This window comes from Halomonas sp. ANAO-440 (assembly GCF_019915905.1).
GTDB classification, from domain to species: Bacteria; Pseudomonadota; Gammaproteobacteria; order Pseudomonadales; family Halomonadaceae; genus Halomonas; species Halomonas chromatireducens.
Genome location: NZ_JAHXBV010000002.1, coordinates 286689 through 306231 on the forward strand (window position 1 = coordinate 286689; position 19543 = coordinate 306231).

17 protein-coding genes are annotated in these 19543 nt (G+C 61.3%); 13 read left to right on the forward strand and 4 right to left on the reverse strand.

The genetic code is table 11. From position 1 onward, the window contains the following. Positions 1 to 115: 115 nt before the first annotated feature. From KZO25_RS02365 to KZO25_RS02375, 3 genes are all read left to right on the forward strand, one after another. Positions 116 to 1357, forward strand: a complete 1242-nt coding sequence (locus tag KZO25_RS02365; protein WP_223135699.1) for a GspE/PulE family protein — start codon at positions 116 to 118, stop codon at positions 1355 to 1357. 229 nt (positions 1358 to 1586) lie between these two features. Further along, positions 1587 to 2201: a murein L,D-transpeptidase family protein gene (locus tag KZO25_RS02370; protein ID WP_066446467.1), complete on the forward strand. Its 615-nt coding sequence runs from the start codon at positions 1587 to 1589 to the stop codon at positions 2199 to 2201. A 191-nt stretch (positions 2202 to 2392) separates the two neighbouring features. After that, a complete protein-coding gene (locus KZO25_RS02375) occupies positions 2393 to 2656 on the forward strand; it encodes an Lpp/OprI family alanine-zipper lipoprotein (protein ID WP_043518089.1) in 264 nt (87 codons plus the stop codon). 109 nt (positions 2657 to 2765) lie between these two features. Here KZO25_RS02375 and KZO25_RS02380 read toward each other — a convergent pair whose 3' ends face one another. After that, the gene (locus tag KZO25_RS02380) at positions 2766 to 3842 is read right to left on the reverse strand and encodes a L,D-transpeptidase family protein (protein ID WP_223135826.1); all 1077 of its coding nucleotides are present in this window, start codon (positions 3840 to 3842) and stop codon (positions 2766 to 2768) included. A gap of 209 nt (positions 3843 to 4051) precedes the next feature. Further along, a complete protein-coding gene (mfd, locus tag KZO25_RS02385; RefSeq protein ID WP_223135700.1) occupies positions 4052 to 7501 on the reverse strand; it encodes a transcription-repair coupling factor in 3450 nt (1149 codons plus the stop codon). Between the two features lie 242 nt (positions 7502 to 7743). Between mfd and KZO25_RS02390 the strand changes: the two genes are divergently transcribed. The 10 genes from KZO25_RS02390 to sthA all read left to right on the forward strand — a co-directional run bounded on the left by KZO25_RS02390 (position 7744) and on the right by sthA (position 18083). Beyond that, on the forward strand, positions 7744 to 9207 hold the full coding sequence (locus tag KZO25_RS02390) for a glyceraldehyde-3-phosphate dehydrogenase (protein ID WP_223135701.1): 1464 nt from the start codon (positions 7744 to 7746) through the stop codon (positions 9205 to 9207). 375 nt (positions 9208 to 9582) lie between these two features. Then, the gene (locus KZO25_RS02395) at positions 9583 to 10932 is read left to right on the forward strand and encodes a Na(+)-translocating NADH-quinone reductase subunit A (protein ID WP_066445666.1); all 1350 of its coding nucleotides are present in this window, start codon (positions 9583 to 9585) and stop codon (positions 10930 to 10932) included. Continuing rightward, positions 10932 to 12158, forward strand: a complete 1227-nt coding sequence (locus KZO25_RS02400; RefSeq protein WP_066445669.1) for an NADH:ubiquinone reductase (Na(+)-transporting) subunit B — start codon at positions 10932 to 10934, stop codon at positions 12156 to 12158. Before KZO25_RS02395 ends, KZO25_RS02400 begins: the two co-directional genes overlap by 1 nt. Further along, positions 12158 to 12973: a Na(+)-translocating NADH-quinone reductase subunit C gene (locus KZO25_RS02405; protein ID WP_066445674.1), complete on the forward strand. Its 816-nt coding sequence runs from the start codon at positions 12158 to 12160 to the stop codon at positions 12971 to 12973. The genes KZO25_RS02400 and KZO25_RS02405 overlap by 1 nt, the downstream gene beginning before the upstream one ends. A gap of 2 nt (positions 12974 to 12975) precedes the next feature. Continuing rightward, positions 12976 to 13644 carry an NADH:ubiquinone reductase (Na(+)-transporting) subunit D gene (locus KZO25_RS02410; RefSeq protein WP_066445683.1) on the forward strand — a complete coding sequence of 223 codons (669 nt, stop codon included), beginning with the start codon at positions 12976 to 12978 and terminating at the stop codon, positions 13642 to 13644. Position 13645: 1 nt separating this feature from the next. Beyond that, on the forward strand, positions 13646 to 14263 hold the full coding sequence (gene nqrE / locus KZO25_RS02415) for an NADH:ubiquinone reductase (Na(+)-transporting) subunit E (RefSeq protein WP_066445691.1): 618 nt from the start codon (positions 13646 to 13648) through the stop codon (positions 14261 to 14263). Positions 14264 to 14334: 71 nt separating this feature from the next. Then, positions 14335 to 15567 carry an NADH:ubiquinone reductase (Na(+)-transporting) subunit F gene (nqrF, locus tag KZO25_RS02420; protein WP_223135702.1) on the forward strand — a complete coding sequence of 411 codons (1233 nt, stop codon included), beginning with the start codon at positions 14335 to 14337 and terminating at the stop codon, positions 15565 to 15567. Continuing rightward, entirely contained in the window at positions 15564 to 16355 is a 792-nt protein-coding gene (locus tag KZO25_RS02425) for an FAD:protein FMN transferase (protein WP_223135703.1), read from the forward strand. The genes nqrF and KZO25_RS02425 overlap by 4 nt, the downstream gene beginning before the upstream one ends. A 31-nt stretch (positions 16356 to 16386) precedes the next feature. Beyond that, a complete protein-coding gene (gene nqrM, locus KZO25_RS02430) occupies positions 16387 to 16644 on the forward strand; it encodes a (Na+)-NQR maturation NqrM (RefSeq protein WP_066445697.1) in 258 nt (85 codons plus the stop codon). Positions 16645 to 16691: 47 nt separating this feature from the next. Then, positions 16692 to 18083 (forward strand): Si-specific NAD(P)(+) transhydrogenase, encoded by a 1392-nt coding sequence (sthA, locus tag KZO25_RS02435; RefSeq protein ID WP_223135704.1) that lies wholly within the window; start codon positions 16692 to 16694, stop codon positions 18081 to 18083. Positions 18084 to 18132: 49 nt separating this feature from the next. Here sthA and KZO25_RS02440 read toward each other — a convergent pair whose 3' ends face one another. Together KZO25_RS02440 and KZO25_RS02445 are read right to left on the reverse strand one after the other, a co-directional pair. Then, positions 18133 to 18561 carry a DUF488 domain-containing protein gene (locus KZO25_RS02440; protein ID WP_223135705.1) on the reverse strand — a complete coding sequence of 143 codons (429 nt, stop codon included), beginning with the start codon at positions 18559 to 18561 and terminating at the stop codon, positions 18133 to 18135. Between the two features lie 30 nt (positions 18562 to 18591). Next, positions 18592 to 19539: a PA2778 family cysteine peptidase gene (locus tag KZO25_RS02445; protein ID WP_066445705.1), complete on the reverse strand. Its 948-nt coding sequence runs from the start codon at positions 19537 to 19539 to the stop codon at positions 18592 to 18594. Positions 19540 to 19543 lie beyond the last annotated feature (4 nt).

A 19543-nucleotide genomic window follows, 5' to 3' on the forward strand; every position in this document is an offset into this window, starting at 1 on the left:
CGACATGAGCGGCGCCAGGGCGTGCAGAAGCGCTGTCAGGGGCTAGGCTGACTGGGCAGGACGCCACGGTGACGTCAATCCTGACTTCGCGCTCCCAAGCACGCAGGAGAAGCTCATGAACCCCACCACCGATCGCCATCCGCGACTGTTGCCCTCCCTGGCCCCTCTGTTGGAAAGCTCACCGGGGCCAGGGGATGAGGCATTGGAGGCACATGCGTTGCTCGATGATGCGATTGCCGCCCGAGCGACCGACGTACATCTTGATCCCATTCAGTCGGCGTATCGCATCAGATTGCGAATCGACGGTCGTGTCATCGATGCCGTGCAAGTGGATGCTGCCATTGGCCTGCGTCTGGTAAATCAGTTCAAGGTACTCTCCGGGCTCAATCCCGTTCCCACGCTGGTGAGCGCCGAGGGCAGCTTCAGTTGGCCCCGTTCCGTTGACGAAGAGGTGTTTCTGCGGGTAACAGCGGTAAACTGCGTGGCTGGCGAAAAGCTTGCCATTCGCTTCCTCGCGTCGCCGCGCTCCTTTCACGATACGCTCGAACTGGGCATCGGCGAGCATGCCTCCCAGGGCATACGCCGCTGGATGGATGCCACGGGCGGCATGCTGCTGGTAGCCGGTCCCACCGGTGCGGGCAAGACAACCACACTCTACACGCTGCTCAACCAGCTTCGCCTTACCGACAGCCATGTGGTGACTCTGGAGGATCCGGTGGAGTATGAAATTCCCGGCATCAACCAGATCCAGGTGGATAGCCACAGCGGGTTGGACTTCGTGTCAGGCACGCGCTCGGTACTGCGCCTTGATCCAGACTATGTGCTGATCGGCGAGGTGCGCAGTCCGGCCTCTGCGCAGGCGTGCTTGAATGTCGCCAGCAGTGGCCGGTCGCTCATGGGGACCCTGCACAGTCGTGATGCAGTGGGCGTCATATCTTCGTTGCGCCATCTCGAGCTTACCGATGCGGAGATCAGCGCAAACCTGGGTCTGGTGATAGCCCAGAGACTGGTCCGCCGACTGTGCGAGCACTGTCGTATGCCGGGGGAGCCGGCGCCTGGTGATATCGATTGGCTGGATGCCATTGGGCTGCCCGTACCCGAGCGGGTCTGGTTGGCGACCGGTTGCGCGCACTGTAACGATATTGGCTACCGAGGGCGCACCGGCGTATTTGAAGTGTGGCAGCTGACCCCTGAGGATCATGCACGAATTTTGCGCCATGCTGACGAGGCAATACTGCGCCGTGCGCTGCTCGAAAGAGGGGAGGTTTTGATGCTTTCCGATGGGCTGGCCAAGGCTGAGGCCGGCGTGACTACGCTGCGTGAAGTGCTGCGTATGGGCGCTATCCTCCCCCATTGATGGCAAGCGAATAGCTCAAGATGATTGTCCACAAAATAAATGCGTACTTGTTTCCCAGGCGCGCTGCGGGGGGCTAATTGACGGCCCTTCTGTGGGCCACGGAAATGGTGCTGGCCGCGCCAGCTACAATTTTTTGCAGTACTATTTCGACTGACAGCTGTACAACGGATAGGCTATAACATCGCCACAAGGCCCGATTTCTGCTTTCTTCTTCTCCTGTGAGGAGCCGATGACCTCTGTCTCTCGACGCCATTTCGGCCTGCTTGCCCTGTCAGCGCCACTCGCTCTTCTGTTGCCTAGCAGCGCCCGAGCCAATTTGATCGAAACCCTGCTCGCACGCGCCCAGGTTCCTCGCCATGATGATGAGCTCTGGGTGCTGGTTGAAGACGAGCGGGCCGTACTTTCTGTCTTTCGCGGTAATACCCTGGTCGAACGTTTTGCCCCGGTGTCGCTGGGCAGAGCCGGAGCCAAGCCCGAACGGTTGCAAGGCGGCAATGTGACGCCAATGGGAGAATTTCGCGTCAATCGCTTCAATAACGAGAGCGATTGGCACATCTTCATCGGCCTTGACTACCCGACGCCGGCCCACGCACGCATGGCACTCGAATCAGGGCTTTACACCGAACGAGATTACGAAGATTATTTCGCGTACTATCGGCGCCACGGCTATCCACCGCAGCAGACCGTGCTGGGTGGGTTTATCGGTATCCATGGCCTCGGTGGGGCAGACCCTGATGTGCATGCCAGCTACCACTGGACTCAGGGGTGTGTGGCGGTGACGAACGAGCAGATCGAAAGGCTTTCCGAGCTAATCGAGATTGGCACTCGCGTCGTGATCCGCTAGGCTCAATATGCGTAAGGGACGTTTCGAGCTATGGACAAGCGCCGTAAGGTATTATAAAACAGCGTTTGACTCCTGTGCTTGGCAGCAGTCGCTGCAAGAAATCCTGCATTTGCAGGATCGCCTGATCTCAGGCTTCATTAACGCCGCTGTACTAACCCGTGCAGTACCAAGGAAGACTCAAGGAGAACACCATGACTCTGAAGACCACCCTGAAGCTCACCGCCGCTGCAGCATCCATGGCTATTCTGGCCGGTTGTGCTACCAACGCTGCTCTGGATGAAGTTCGCCAGACTGCTGAATCAGCCCAGGCTGACGCTGCCGAAGCTCGCAGCATCGCAACCCAGGCTCAGAACACTGCCAACCAGGCTCAGCGTGACGCCCAGGCGGCTCTGCAGATGTCCGAGCAGAACCGCGAAGAAATGAACCGTATGTTCCAGCGCTCCATGCAGAAGTAATTCTGTTGGAGTGCCGGCATCGCCCGTCAGGGTGGTGGCGGTTCTGCAGTAAGAGAAAACCCCGCTTCGGCGGGGTTTTCTCGTTGTGATACTGAGGCGATGGGGTGCGTTACCGCTGGACGATCTCCAGCTCGTAAATCAGCCCTTCCCGCTGGGTCAGCTCCAGTTCGCTGAACAGGCCTTCTTCAATGCCATCCAGGCGAGGGCGCGGTTCGCCCGGCTGTTCATCGGCGACCTTCAGCAGCGAGACCATCTGGCCATTCGGACTCTCGACGATGCGGCGAAGCTGGGCATAGTCCACCGGCGGTTTCTCTTCACCGAAGGTCCTGGCGACCACTTCAATGGCGTTGAGAATCGGCTCAAAGTCACCCAGGTTCTCCTCGAGCTGCGGGAAGGACTGGGCATAAAGAATGCCGTCGGGAGACCAGGCTGCCTTGAAGGGCTGGTCGATGATATTGACCTTCGTCCCGCTGGGCACTCGCTCATACAGTGATTCGATATCTTCCGGGAACATGCGGATACAGCCGCGGCTGGCTCGCATGCCGACCCCATCGGGCATGTTGGTGCCATGGATCAGGTAGCTGGGCAGCCCCAGCAGGATGGCGTGCCTTCCCAGGGGGTTGTCGGGTCCTGGCGGCACGACTGCAGGCGGCGGGTCGCCTCTTGCGGCAGCTTCCTCTCGCATGGAGCGAGGTGGGGACCAGTGAGGGTCCTTGACCTTGACGGTGGTCCTCGTCACGCCAACCGGTGTGGCAAAGCCGTCGCGGCCCACACTGATGGGGTAGGTTTCGACCACATCGTCACTGGAGTAGTAGTAGAGCCGCAGTTCGGAGAGGTTGATGACGATTCCTTCACGCGGAGCGTCGGGCAGGATGTATCTGGCCGGGATAACGACCTCGGTACCGGCAAAGGGCGCCCAGATGCTGACATCCGGATTAGCCATGCGGATCTCGTCATAGCCCACATTGTGTCGACGTCCAATGTCGATCAGGGTTTCACCCTCTTCGACGGTAACGGTGTAGGCCGTGCCGATCATGTTGCCCTCTTCAGGCAGCAGGAAGTGGCCGCGGGGCAGTGTTCTTTCCTCATCGGGCTCATTGGCGTAGGCCGTAGCCGAGAGCAGGGCAACAAGGCCGAAGAGTGCGGCAGCGCGCAATGTTCGTTTGGCCAGTGTCGGGTTTTTCATCAACGTCATGATCTCGTTGGAGAGTCGTCTACAGCCGAGGCAGTAAGCACCCGGTACCCTGCGGAGCGACGGTTCAGGCATCCTGGCGGAGCGCCAGTGATGCCGTTTCGTGTCTTGGGTTGCGATGTTGAGAGCACGTATCGACATTATAGCGCTCTGGGCCGTCTCGGGGAGTCCCTCCTATGAAACAAACCTGTGCGGGGGTGGTTTCAGGCGGCATCCGTCTTGCGGTTGAGTACCGCCAGCAGTTGCTCGATGGCGTGGAAGCGAGCCTCCTCCGTTTCCATTTCCAGCGTGAAGCGCAGCGTATCGGCCCCGTCGAGACGATAGCACTCCGGGGATTTCTGGATAAGCTGTACCAGGATCAAGGGATCGACCCGGGTCTGAGTGCCGAAGATCAGGCGTCCCTTCGCGGCCCCGGCCTCGAGCCGCACGATACCCAGGCGTTCGGCCCGCTGGCGCAGCCTGGTCTGACGCAGCAGGGTTTTCACCGGAGCCGGAAGCAGGCCGAAGCGGTCGATCATCTCCACCTGCAGCTCCTTCAGCTCGGCCTCGGTCTCGGCACTGGCAATGCGCTTGTACATCACCAGGCGCTGCTGGACGTCGGGCAGATAATCACTCGGGATGAGTGCCGGAAGGTTGAGGCTCACTTCCACGCCCTCGTCCAGCGGGGCGTCGATGTTGGGCGTCTTTCCGGCACGAATGGCGGCCACGGCTCGGTCGAGCATCTGCATGTAGAGTCCATAGCCGATCGCCTCCATTTGGCCGCTCTGCTCTTCGCCGAGTAGTTCACCGGCGCCGCGGATTTCCATGTCGTGGCTGGCCAGGGTGAAGCCGGCCCCAAGGTCCTCGGCGCCGGCGATTGCCTCCAGGCGCTTGGCCGCATCACGGGTCATGGTGCGCGGTGGGGGAGCGAGCAGGTAGGCATAGGCCTGGTGGTGGCTGCGCCCGACCCGGCCGCGCAACTGATGGAGCTGGGCCAGGCCGAAACGGTCGGCGCGCTCGATGACGATGGTATTGGCACTGGGCACGTCGATGCCGGTCTCGATAATGGTGGAACAGATCAGCACGTTGAAGCGTTTGTGGTAGAAGTCGGACATCACTCGCTCGAGTGCGCGTTCCGGCAATTGTCCATGGGCCACTGCCACCCGCGCTTCGGGCACCAGTTCGCGCACCTTCTCGGCGGCGATCTCGATGGTCTTGACCTCGTTGTGCAGGAAGTAGACCTGGCCGCCACGCAGTATCTCGCGCAGGATCGCCTCCTTGATCACTGACTCGTCGCGCTGCTGGACAAAAGTCTTCACCGACAGACGGCGAGCGGGAGGGGTGGCGATGATGGAGAGATCGCGGATCCCGCTCATGGCCATGTTCAGGGTGCGGGGGATGGGCGTGGCGGTCAGCGTCAGGATGTCCACTTCTGCACGCAGGTTCTTGAGCCGCTCCTTCTGTGAAACGCCGAAGCGGTGCTCCTCGTCGATGATAATAAGTCCCATGTTGGGCAGTTTCATCGACTTAGACAGCAGCTTGTGAGTGCCGATGACGATATCGGCCTTGCCGGACTCGATTCGCTGGAGCGACTCGGCCTGGCCCTTGCCGGCGGTGAAGCGCGAGATCAGCTCGATCTGCACGGCGGTGTCGGCGAAGCGGTCACGGAAGTTCTCGTAGTGCTGGCGGGCGAGCAGGGTGGTGGGCACCAGCACCACCACCTGGCGGCCAGACTGTACGGCGAGGAAGGCGGCGCGCATGGCGACCTCCGTCTTGCCGAAGCCGACGTCGCCGCAGACCACCCGATCCATGGGGCGAGGGGCCGTCATGTCGCCGATGACCGCGGCGATGGCGGCACGCTGGTCCGGGGTCTCCTCGAAGGGGAAACTCGCGGCGAAGCGGCTGTACTCGTCGTCCGGTGGGGTGCAGGCAAACCCTTCGCGCGCCTCGCGGCGGGCATAGACATCGAGCAGCTCGGCTGCCGTGTCGCGTATCTTCTCGGCGGCACGGCGGCGTGCCTTGTCCCAGTGGTCGGAGCCGAGCCGATGCAGCGGAGCCAATTCGTCGTCGGCGCCGGCGTAGCGGGAGATCAGATGCAGGCTGTCCACGGGCACATACAGCCTGGCGCCTTCGGCGTATTCCAGCGCGACGAACTCGGCTGCCTGGCCGCCGGCTTCCAGGGTCTCCAGGCCGCGGTAGCGTCCGACACCGTGGGTCTGGTGGACGACGGGGGCGCCGGGGCGCAGCTCGGAGAGGTGACGAACGGCCAGCTCGTTGGCATCGGTCGCCTTTTCCCGGCGGCGGCTCTGGCGCACCACGTCACCGAGGAGCTCGGTCTCGCTGATCACGGCAAGGTCGGGGCGCTCCAGCCACAGGCCGGCGTCGATCTCGCCTTCGGTGATCGCCAGGCGGCTATCACCGTCAAGAAAGCTATGAAAATCGGCCGCATGCGGAAGCTGGAGGTGCAGCGGGGCCAGCGTCTCTTCCAGGGCTTCGCGACGGCCCCGGGATTCGGCGACGAACAGCGTCCTGGTGTCGGGGTTCTGGGCCAGGAACGCCTCAAGGGCGGCTAGCGGCTGCTTCGCCCTTGCGTTGATGGGTACCGATGGAGGCGCCTTAGCCGCGGGCAGCAGGGCGTGGCGGTGGTCAGGGTCGTCGGTAATCTCGACCCGGGGGTGCTGCTTGATGGCCGCAAACGCCTCAGCAACCGGCACGAAGGCGCGATGAGGTGGTAGCAGGGGGCGTGTGGGGTCCACCCCGAGATTCTCGTAGCGGCTCTCTATGGCCGCCCAGTGATGTTCTGCAGCATCAAATACTCCCGGCAGCAGCGCCACACGGGTTCCCTCCGCCAAGTGTTCGAACAGGGTTGCGGTATTCTCGAAAAACAGCGGCAGGTACTGCTCCAGCCCGGGGGAGGGTATGCCCTTGAGTGCATCCACATAGAGCGGGCACTGGCGTGGATCCACGTCGAACAGGGTCTCGAAGCCTTCGCGGAAACAGGCAATGGCTGAGCGTGCCAGCGAGTATTCGTGCGCCGGCAGGAGTTCCACGCCATCGACCTTTTCCCGGCTGCGCTGGGTGTCCGGGTCGAAGTGTCTCAGCGTATCGATCTCGTCATCGAACAGGTCGATGCGCAGCGGAGACTCGCTGCCCATGGGAAAGAGGTCGATCAGGGCGCCGCGCAGGGCGTACTCGCCGGGTTCGTATACGGTCTCGACCGCCCGGTAACCGGCCCGGGACAGGCTTTCGCGAAAGCCCTCCCGGTCGAGGCGCATGCCCACTTCCAGCGTCAGTACTCGGCCGGCGATGTACTCGACCGGCGGCAGGCGCTGCATCAGGGTGTTGATTGCCACCAGGACGATGCCGTGCGTGCCGTCCTGCAGCCGGCGCAGGGTGCGCAGCCTTGCCGAGACGATGTCCTGATGGGGTGAAAAGCTGTCGTAGGGCAGGGTTTCCCAGTCGGGAAAGGGCAGCACCGGCGTGGTGGAGAAGAAGCGCAGGTCGTTCTCGAGGCGCTGGGCGCCGGCGGTATCGGCGGTTACCACCAGCAGGGGGGCGTCCTCGGCAAGGTGAGCCAGGGCCAGGGCGGTGCCGCTGCCGGGAGGGGTGTGCCAGAAGAGGGTGTCTCGGAGACCCCTGGGGCGTGGCGGATCGAGCAGTGAGAAATGGGACATGGTGTCGTCAGGCACTATCGTTAGGCTCTCTGGTCGGGCCGATGGAACGGGCTGGGTGCGAGTATCGAGACCGCGCGGGCCTTGAAATCGACACAGGGGATCATACCAGCCCGAGGATTGCCTTGTAGTCAACCCGCCATTTCTGTAATCCCCCTACAGCGCCTGCGACCATCCTGCGATTGCTCCGCCCGATGGCTGACGTGATAATGCGTATGAATTCCAGATCATCAGAGAGGCTTCACGTGAGTCAGCAACCCCTCGACACCGTTTTTCAGGATTGGCACGACAACCAGGCCCTCGCCGAGCAGATGATTCCGCTGATCGGCAGCCTATACCGTCACAACAATGTGGTCACCACCCTCTATGGACGGTCGCTGTTCAACCGCTCGGTGATTCGCATCCTGAAGGACCACCGCTTCGTCAGGAAGGTCGAGGGGACGGAGCTTTCCGTTCAGGATACGTTCCCGTTGGTCCAGGCCATGACCGAACTCAACCTGGGACCCGCCCATGTGGACGTGGGCAAGCTGGGCGTGGCCTTCAAGCAGCGCGGCGGGGGTGATGCCAAGGCCTTCCTGCGTGAGGAGCTCAGCGAGATCGTCGATCGGCGCGATGCCAATGGCAACAACGGTGAGTCGAAGGATGTCGTGCTCTACGGCTTTGGTCGCATCGGCCGGATCCTTGCGCGCGTGCTGGTCGAGAAAGCCGGCGGCGGCAACCTGCTGCGTCTGCGCGCCATCGTCGTGCGCGGCCGTGGCGATATCGCCAAGGATCTCGAGAAGCGGGCAAGCCTGCTGCGTCGCGACTCCGTCCATGGTCCCTTTGACGGCACCATCAGCGTCGACGTCGAGGCCCGCACCATCACCGCCAATGGCAATGTCATCCAGGTGATCTACGCCGACTCTCCGGCCGATGTCGACTACACCGTCTACGGCATCAGCAACGCCGTGGTGGTGGACAATACGGGTATCTGGCGCGATGAGGATGGCCTGGGCCAGCACCTCCAGTGCAAAGGAGTAGCCAAGGCGCTGCTCACCGCGCCGGGCAAGGGCGATATCAAGAACATCGTCTTCGGCATCAACGATGGTGACATCAACGCCGAGGATACGATTCTGTCGGCAGCGTCCTGCACCACCAATGCCATCGTGCCGGTGCTCAAGGTGCTCAACGACGAATATGGCATCGAACACGGCCATGTCGAGACGGTGCATGCCTACACCAACGACCAGAACCTGATCGACAACTATCACAAGGGCGACCGGCGCGGGCGCAGTGCGCCGCTCAACATGGTGTTGACCGAAACCGGCGCCGCCAAGGCCGTGGCCAAGGCGCTTCCCGAGCTCGGCGGCAAGTTGACCGGCAACGCCATCCGTGTTCCTACGCCCAATGTCTCCATGGCGATCCTCAACCTGACCCTGGAGAAGGAAACCGACGCCGACGCGCTCAACGACTACCTGCGTCGCATGTCCATCGACTCTGCCTACCAGAAGCAGATCGACTACGTGGATTCACCGGAGGTAGTGTCATCCGATTTCGTCGGCAACCGTCATGCCGGGATCGTGGATGCCAAGGCCACCATCGCCAACGGCCGTCACGCGGTGCTTTACGTGTGGTACGACAATGAGTTCGGCTACAGCTGCCAGGTGGTGCGCATCCTGCAGCACATTTCCAACGTGCATTTTCTCAAGTTGCCTCGCGCCCGGGGCTGAGCGCCGGAGTCGAGTCGTCCCCCTTTCCCGACCCCTGCGGTCGGGAATGCCATGACGCAGGTCATCTTTGCCTCATCTGCGCCGGCACCCCTTCATGTGCCGGTGCAGGCTTTCCAGGCCGCGCGGCGGCTCGGTATGAGGCACTTTCAACGTCTTCTTTACCCTGGGTTCGTTCCGCCCTGCGTGTGTTCTTTGGCGGTTTGCGACCATAGGTCGTGTGGCCTTTGAGCACGCTTGTCTTTATAATACCGTGGATTTTTCGGGGTGGTCCGAAGCTCCTTCGGGCCTGACTGGTAACGTACTGACGCTAATAAGAATTCGAATCCATTCGAACCCCTTTCCTTCGTATATCCGATCCATCAACTGGGCGAGACTATGATCGAAGTCAAGAAAGGCCTGGATCTCCCCATCATGGGGGCGCCCGAGCCGCGTATCGAAGATGCGCGGCCGGTGCGCCACGTGGCACTCCTGGGTACCGACTATGTTGGCATGAAGCCGACCATGGAGGTCCGGGAAGGGGACAAGGTGAAGCTGGGCCAACTGCTCTTCACCGACAAGAAAAACGAGGGTGTGCGCTTCACGGCACCGGCTGCCGGCGAAGTCATCGCCATCAATCGCGGAGAGAAGCGCAGGCTGCTCTCGGTGGTCATCAAGGTCGACGAGACCGAAGAGGCGGTGTCATTCACTGCCCATGGTCGCGATAAGCTCGAGAGCCTGGATCGCCAGGCCGTGGTCGACCAGCTGGTCGAGTCGGGGATGTGGACCGCGTTGCGGACACGCCCCTATTCGCGCAGCCCGGCCCTCGACGGCATTCCGGCCGATATCTTCGTCACCGCAATCGATACCCACCCGCTCTGTCCGGATCCTGCCGGGATCATCAACGAGCAGCCTGAAGCCTTCGAGGATGGCCTCAAGGTGCTTGCGCGCTTGACCGAGGGCAAGGTCTATCTCTGCACCGCCCCGGATGCGCAAATCCCCGGGGGCAACGTCGCTGGCGTTCAGGTCGAGACCTTCTCCGGCCCCCATCCCGCGGGGCTTGTCGGCACGCATATCCACTTCCTGTCGCCGGTCGCCCTGCACAAGCGGGTATGGCACATCGGCTATCAGGATGTGATCGCCTTCGGCAAGCTGTTCGCTGAGGGCAGGCTCGACATGAGCCGTGTCGTCGCGGTAGGCGGTCCCCGGGCCGAGAACCCACGACTGCTGCGGACCCGTATCGGGGCCAGCACCGAGGAACTGCTGACCGGTGAAGTGATCGAACCCGATGAGACGCGCGTGATCTCCGGCTCGGTCTTTTCCGGCTTTGCCTGTGAAGGGTCGCTGCGTTACCTGGGTCGCTTCCACAACCAGTTCACCATGCTGGAAGAGGGCAACAAGCGCCAGTTCATGGGGTGGCTGTCTCCAGGGTTCAATCGCCACTCGGTCATGGGTATCTATCTGTCGAAGTTCACGGGGTTGCGCAACTACGCCCCCACGACGTCGACCAACGGCTCCGAGCGTGCCATGGTGCCGGTTGGGGTCTACGAGGGGCTCATGCCGCTGGATATCCTGCCGACCCAGCTGTTGCGTTCCCTGATCGTCGGCGACATCGAGGTGGCCATGCAGCTCGGGTGCCTGGAGCTGGATGAAGAGGACCTGGCGCTGTGCACCTATGCGTGCCCAGGCAAGTATGAATACGGTCCCATCCTGCGTGACAACCTCACCATGATCGAGAAAGAGGCCTGATGATGGGTATCCGACAGACACTCGACAATCTCGAACCGCATTTCCACAAGGGTGGCAAGTACGAGAAGATGTATCCGCTGTACGAAGCGGTCGACACCATCTTCTATGCGCCCCCGAGCGTGGCCAAGACCACGGCCCACGTGCGTGACGGTATCGATCTCAAGCGCATCATGATCACGGTCTGGGCCTGTACCTTCCCGGCCATGTTCTTCGGCATGTGGAATGCCGGCTGGCAGTCCAACATGGCGATTGCCGAAGGCTACGCCTCCATGGCGGGCTGGCGCGAGGCGATCATGATGACGCTGACCGCCGGCCACGACCCGGGCAGCTTCTGGTCGAATATCGTGCTGGGTGCGACCTACTTCCTGCCGATCTATCTCGTGACCTTCGTGGTTGGCGGGTTCTGGGAAGTGCTCTTCGCCGTCAAGCGTGGCCACGAGGTCAACGAAGGCTTCTTCGTCTCCTCGGTGCTCTACGCATTGATCCTGCCGGTTGATATCCCGCTGTGGCAGGTCGCCCTGGGCATCACCTTCGGTATCGTGATCGGCAAGGAAATTTTCGGTGGCACCGGAAAGAACTTCCTCAACCCGGCACTGACCGGCCGTGCTTTCCTCTACTTCGCGTACCCGGCTCAAATCTCCGGCGATGCGGTGTGGGTGGCGGCCGATGGTTACACGGGTGCAACGGCCCTCTCCCTGGCCTTCCAGGAGGGCATGGCTGCACTGACCACTGAGTTCACCTGGTGGGACGCCTTCCTGGGCTTCATCCCGGGATCGATCGGTGAGACATCCACGCTGGCCATCTTCATCGGTGCCGCCATCCTGCTGTGGACCAAGATCGCTTCGTGGCGAATCATGCTCGGGGTCTTCCTCGGCATGGTGGCGACCAGTGCGTTGTTCAATCTGATCGGCTCCGACACCAACCCGATGTTCGCCATGCCCTGGTATTGGCACCTGGTGGTCGGCGGCTTCGCCTTCGGCATGGTCTTCATGGCCACTGATCCGGTATCCGCCTCCATGACCAACCAGGGAAGGCTGATCTTCGGTGCGCTGATCGGGGTAATGACCGTACTGATCCGTGTGGTCAACCCGGCCTTCCCCGAGGGCATCATGTTGGCGATCCTGTTTGCCAACCTGTTCGCGCCGTTGATCGATCACTTCTTTGTTCAGGCCAACATCAAGCGCCGCTTGCAGCGTACCGGTGTACCGGCCGAGGAGACTGCCTGATGGCACAGAGCAATAACTCCATCAAGAAGATCCTGACGGTGGCGTTCGCACTCTGCATCGTGTGTTCGGTCATCGTCTCCACCGCTGCCGTGGCGCTGCGTCCCATGCAGCAGCTCAATGAGGAACTCGACCGCAAGACTAATATCCTGCGCGTTGCCAACCTCTATGAACGCGGCATTGACGTGGAGGCTGCCTTCGCCGAAATCACGCCCCGCGTGGTGGACATGCGTACCGGTGAATATACCGATCAGTTTGATCCGGAGACCTTCGACCACTTCCAGGCGGCCCGTGATCCGGCCACCGGTCGTACTCTCTCCGGGGATCGCGACATTGCCGGCCTGTCCCGGGTCGAGAACTACGCCACCGTCTACCTGGTCGGCGACCCCGATGATCCCGAGCAGATCATCGTACCGATTCGTGGCCAGGGCCTGTGGGGGCTGATGCGCGGCTACATGTCCATTGAGGGCGACGGCAACACTATCGTCGGCATCACCTACTACGAGCACAGCGAGACCCCGGGGCTGGGTGCCGAGGTCAACAACCCGCGCTGGCAGGCTCAGTGGCAGGGCAAGGAGATCTACGCTGACGAACAGAGTGTCCAGCCTGCCATTCGCGTAGCCCGCGGTGCAGGAACCGGAGAGCATCAGGTTGATGGTCTCTCCGGCGCCACGCTGACGGCCAATGGCGTCACCAACATGCTGCAGTTCTGGCTGAGCCCGGAAGGTTTTGGTGAGTACCTGGCGAAATTCCGTGCAGGAATCGACCAGGAAGAGGCTCAGGAAGCCGACGTCGAACTCGAAGCGGAAGGAGCCTGATCATGGCGGATGCAACTCCCAAGAGCGTACTTACGGCGCCGCTGACGAAGAACAACCCCATCGCCCTGCAGGTGCTTGGCATCTGCTCGGCGCTGGCGGTCACCACCAGCATGAGTGTTTCGCTGGTCATGACCCTGGCTGTCATCTTCGTCTGTGCCTTCTCCAACCTGTTCGTATCGCTGATTCGACATCACATACCCTCCTCGATCCGTATCATCGTGCAGATGACCATCATCGCATCGTTGGTCATCGTGGTGGATCAGGTACTCAAGGCGTTTGCCTATGAAATGTCCAAGCAGCTGTCTGTCTTCGTCGGCCTGATCATCACCAACTGCATCATCATGGGCCGTGCCGAAGGCTTCGCCATGCAGAACAACCCGAAGATGTCCTTCATCGACGGTGTCGGCAATGGCCTGGGCTATGGTCTGGTACTGATGTTCGTCGGCTTCGTGCGCGAGCTGTTCGGCTCTGGCAGCATATTCGGTTTCACCATTCTGCAGCCCGTTCAGGACGGGGGCTGGTACGTGCCCAATGGCCTGCTTCTGCTGCCGCCCTCGGCGTTCTTCATTATTGGTCTGATGATCTGGATCATTCGTGAAGCGCACCCCGAGCAGGTGGAGGAGAACGAGTTCAAGATGAAGCACAACACCGAACCCAAGGAGGCCGTGTAACATGGAACACTATATTAGTCTGTTCGTTGCCTCGGTCTTCGTCGAGAACCTGGCCCTGGCGTTCTTCCTGGGCATGTGTACCTTCCTGGCGGTGTCCAAGAAGGTCTCGGCAGCCTTCGGCCTGGGGATCGCGGTCATCGTGGTGCTGACCATCTCCGTGCCGGTCAACAACGTCATTTACAATGGCCTGTTGGCGGAAGGGGCACTCACCTGGACGGGTATCGCCGGTACCGAGAACGTCGACCTCTCTTTCCTGGGGCTGCTGAGCTATATCGGCGTCATCGCCGCCCTGGTTCAGATTCTCGAGATGTTCCTCGACAAGTATGTGCCTGTGCTCTACAACGCCCTGGGTGTGTTCCTGCCGCTGATCACCGTGAACTGCGCCATCCTTGGTGGTGTGCTGTTCATGGTCGAGCGCAACTACAACTTCGGCGAGTCCGTGGTCTATGGTTTCGGCTCCGGTGTGGGCTGGGCGCTGGCGATCACGGCTCTGGCGGGTCTGCGCGAGAGGCTCAAGTACAGCGATGTGCCCGCTGGCCTGCAGGGCCTGGGCATTACCTTCATCACCGTGGGTTTGATGTCGCTGGGCTTCATGTCCTTCTCCGGCATTCAGCTCTGAGCCAGGGCGCGTTTCCGGCGACGTTATCCGTCGCCGGGAATCAGGTTACTCACAGCAAATAGGAAACCGACATGGTTGCAACATCTGTCATCTTGCTCGGTGTGTTCATGTTCACCCTGATCGTTATCAGTCTGACGGGGGTGATCCTGGCAGCTCGCAGTAAGCTCGTGAGCACCGGGGACGTGACCATCGAGGTCAATGGCGACCCCGAGCACACCCTGACTACCCAAGCCGGGGGCAAGCTGCTCGATACCCTGGCCGCCAACGGCATTTTCCTGTCGTCGGCCTGCGGCGGCGGTGGCTCCTGCGCCCAGTGCAAGTGCCGCGTAGAAGAGGGCGGCGGTGCCATCCTGCCCACCGAAGAGTCTCACTTCACCATGCGCGAGAAGAAGGACGGCTGGCGCCTCTCTTGCCAGGTACCGGTGAAGCAGGACATGAAGGTGGAGGTGCCCGAGGAGGTCTTCGGCGTCAAGAAGTGGGAGTGCGATGTCATCTCCAACCCGAACGTTGCCACCTTCATCAAGGAGCTCAACCTCAAGCTACCCGAAGGCGAGAACGTCGATTTCCGTGCCGGCGGTTACGTTCAGCTGGTGGCGCCGCCCTACGATATCAAGTTCTCCGACTTCGATATCGAGGAGGAGTATCGGGGCGACTGGGAGAAATTCGACCTGTTCAAGCTCTCCCACAAGAGCAACGAGGAGGTCATCCGCGCCTACTCCATGGCGAACTATCCGGAAGAGGTGGGGATCCTCAAGTTCAATATCCGTATCGCCACGCCGCCGCCCAACACCAGCCATCCGCCGGGCCTGATGTCGACCTACGTCTTCAGCCTCAAGCCGGGAGACAAGGTAACGGTGATGGGGCCCTTCGGTGAGTTCTTCGCCAAGGAGACCGACGCGGAAATGATCTTCGTCGGCGGCGGTGCCGGCATGGCGCCCATGCGTAGCCACATCTTCGATCAGCTCAAACGCCTGAAATCCCAGCGGAAGATCTCGTTCTGGTACGGTGCCCGCTCCTGGCGCGAGACGTTCTACAACGAGGAGTACGACCAGTTGGCCGAGGAGTTCCCCAACTTCGAGTGGCACCTGGCACTCTCCGACCCGCTACCCGAGGATAACTGGGAAGGCCCGACCGGTTTCATCCACAACGTGCTGTACGACAACTACCTCAAGGACCATCCGGCACCTGAGGACTGCGAGTACTACATGTGCGGGCCGCCCATGATGAACGCCTCCGTGATCAAGCTATTGCTTGACCTGGGGGTGGAGCCCGAGAACATCCTGCTGGATGACTTCGGCGGATGATCTCACTCGCCTCACGGCGATTTTCAGGGCTGGCCCATAGTGGGCCAGCCCTGTTCATGTTCCTCCTGATGATGCTGCCCATGGCGCTACTGAGCGCCTGTCGCAGCCAGCTTCAGGAGCAGCTGTACCAGGGTACTGCCCTGGGCACGGGTTACCATATCACCCTGTATGCCGATCTCGATGCACAAGAGCGGGAACGTATTGCGGTCGGCATACAAAGTGAGCTGGCACACCTCCAGCAGCAGCGAGATGCCCTCATGGGGTCGCTTGCAGCCGCCTTTTCCGGCGCTGCGCGGCTACCGTTTGCGCCTCCCATATCGCTTGGCGACGAATTGGAGCGGCTATTACACGCGCTTGCCGTCGATCATCTTACGGAATGGCTTACCGATCATGATGTCGAAAACATGATGGTCGAGGTTGGCGGTGTGATTCGCACCCGCGGGCTGCCACCCGGAGGAGGCTGGTGGCTCTCTCTCGAGCATGCGGGACTGCCGGAGCAGGGCGCGGGGCGTCGAATCAACCTCACAGGTGCTGCACTGGTGCATCGACAGGTCAGGCCCACCCCCGTGACAATACCTGCTCTGCCCAGAACCTTGGGAATCAGCGTGGTGGCCGACACTGCCAGCGAGGCATCGCGTCAGGCGCTGTTGCTGATGGCCGCCGACCAGCAGAATACGACGATGAGCCAGGTGCTGGGGATGGATAGTGCCGCACGGCTCGTTGTCAAGACACCACAGGGTGTTGAAATTCTCTACACCGCGGCAATGGAGCCGTGGCTCGAGTACTAATTGCTCGAGTACTAATTGAGAGGGGCGCGACATGAACATTTTCTTCTTGGTTCTCGGTTTCATGCTGCTCGTCATGGCTGCCATGGCGATTGGCGTGATCATGGGGCGCAAGCCCATAGCCGGCTCCTGCGGCGGGCTCAATAACCTGGGCCTAAAGGACGGCTGCGAGGTTTGCGGTGGCAAGGATGAGATCTGCGAGGAGGAGAACCGCAAGAACAGCCGCAGCGCCCGTCGCAAGAGTGATGAAAGCCGCGGCGCCGACCTGGGGTACGATGCAACCCGGCGCTGATTGCCATCCTCAACCAATATGCTAGGGAAAAGGAGAAGCGAGAGTCCATGGCAGTTCATAACTATGACGTGGTGGTAATCGGGACCGGCCCCGCCGGTGAGAGTGCGGCTATCAATGCTGCCAAGCACGGCAAGAGAGTTGCGGTCGTGGAGAAGCAGCCGGTGGTGGGCGGCAACTGTACCCACTGGGGCACGATTCCCTCCAAGGCGCTGCGCCACCAGGTCAAACAGATCATGGCCTTCAATACCAATCGCATGTTTCGCGATATCGGTGAGCCTCGCTGGTTCTCTTTTCCCAGGGTCATGGAACGCTCACGGGTCACCATCGACCAGCAGGTCGAAATGCGCACCCGATTCTACGCCCGAAATCGGATCGACCTGTTCAGCGGTGTGGCACGTTTCAAGGATGAGCATACGCTGCTGATTCGCGATCGGCAGGAGGCGCTGGAAGAACTTGTCGCCCAGAAAATCGTTATTGCCACCGGCTCACGCCCCTATCGGCCAGCGGATATCAACTTCCGTCACCCGCGCATCTACGAATCCGACACTATCCTCAGCCTGTCGCATACTCCCCGAACGCTGATCATCTTCGGTGCCGGTGTCATCGGCTGCGAATATGCCTCGATCTTCTCCGGCCTGGGCGTCAAGGTCGACCTGATCAATAACCGTGACAGCCTGCTCTCCTTTCTTGACGATGAGATCAGTGACGCGCTCTCTTATCACCTGCGCAAGCACGGGGTGCTGATTCGTCACCACGAAGAGTATGAGCGCGTCGAGGGCGATGAGTCCGGCGTTACGGTCTACCTCAAGTCGGGCAAGAAGCTGCGTGCCGATGCCTTCCTCTGGGCCAACGGACGAACTGGCAATACCGATGAACTCGGGCTAGAGAATATCGGACTGGAGGCCAATGGCCGAGGTCAGCTGCAGGTGGATGATCACTACCGCACCGCGATCCCCCACATCTATGCCGCCGGTGACGTGATCGGCTGGCCGAGCCTGGCAAGCGCTGCCTACGACCAGGGTCTCAACGCCTGCGACGAGCTGCTCGAAAGGGACTATCGCTACGTCAACGAGGTGCCCACGGGGATCTACACCATCCCGGAGATCAGCTCCTTCGGCCGTACCGAGCGGGAACTGACCGAGGCCCGGGTGCCCTATGAAGTGGCGCAGGCCTTCTTCAAGGATACGGCCCGTGCGCAGATTACCGGGGATACCGTCGGGATGCTCAAGATCCTGTTCCACCAGGACACCCTGGAGATCTACGGCATCCACTGCTTTGGTGACCAGGCCTCGGAGATCGTCCATATCGGCCAGGCGATCATGCAGCAGAAGGGCGAGGCCAACACCTTGAAGTATTTCGTCAACACCACCTTCAACTACCCCACCATGGCCGAGGCCTATCGGGTGGCGGCGCAGAATGGTCTCAATCGGGTGTTCTGATCCTGGTCAGAGTCCACGCAAGTGAAAACGGCGCCCAAGGGCGCCGTTTTCAGTTCTCCGGGTCAACCTGATGGGCAAAGCACGGTGGCGAGGCCGGTTCGCAATCGGCGGCATCCTCGTCCTGCAGGGCCTGGAGCAGAGCATCCCGCAGCAGTGGCAGGTGGGAGTCGTCAAGATGGCGGGCAGCCGAAAGCAGCGTCAAGCGCCCGCGTCGGGCATGGCGCATCAGGGGCATCAGGCAGGCAGGGTCATCGCGAAGCTCGCCTCGGTAGCGTGCAGCGAAGACGGTTTCGCTGATCTCGTCCTGATGATACTGGCGCCTGAGCAAGGTGGAGGGCGAAGCGTCCCGATACCACTCCGTGAGGGCCAGGCTCTCGCGGCGCTTGCCGCGAGGCCAGAGGCGATCCACCAGCACACGGGCGCCATCCTCCGTCTCGGCAGGGCTATAAATGCGCTTGAGGACAATGTCGTAGCTCATGATCTGATTCTTCCTGTGACCAATGACGATCTAGTACGTCTTCAATGCCTCTTGGGCCTGTGCCTGCCACTGGCCGGGAATATCCGCCGCTCTCGATAAGGCACGCTGGGCTTCCTCGTCGCTGCCTTGGTTCTTCAGTGACAGCCCCAGGTTGAGCCATGCCACGGCAAATTCATCATCATGATGAACAGCCTCGCGGAAGGCATCAATGGCACCCGGCATGTCGCCGATCCCATGGCGAGCATTGCCCAGCGCGAAGTGTCCCATGGCGGACGTTGGAAAGCGGCTGACCAAGGCTTCCCAGGCGGGTAGTGCCGCCTGCGCCCCCTGTACCTGCTCAAAGGAGGCGATCGCATCGAGGGCACGATATGCGCCGATCGCCTCTGGAAGCTGCCCCGCTGGCAGTGCAACGAAAGCCCAGCGATCACTTCGTGCCCAGGTGGCATCGAAGCGGCGGAAGGACTCGATGCGCTCGGGTTCCTCGCCACTGTGCAGGATCAGCTCCTCGGCCTCTCGATCGTAGCCGATGGCCACGGCGTAATGCCACATGGGCCAGGCAGGAAGTGCCAGGTTTTGCATTACCACTACCGGATGGCCAGCCGCGATCTCGATAAGAAGAGCATCGAAACTATTGTTCAGTACGTAGGGTATGAGGCCATGGCGGCGGGTGGTCGCCAGCATTTCCGGCTGAACGCTGCCCTCCCGGTCCGGGATGAAGACCTGTGGAATCAGGGTGTCCACCGCCACATCCACACCCTGGCTGTTGAGCACCATGGCAAGCGAGGCCGGGCCACACTGGTACTCCTGCTGGGCATGGAATGGTACGCCTTCGATATTCGCCCGCATGGGAAGGGAAGCTTCCGTGGCATCGGCCAGCTGCGGGCTGGTGGCACACCCAGCGAGCATCATCGAGAGGGCCGACAGCAGAACGCCCGCAAAGCGGGCGTTCAAGAGCTGCCTGAATCGGCGAGCTGTCATAACG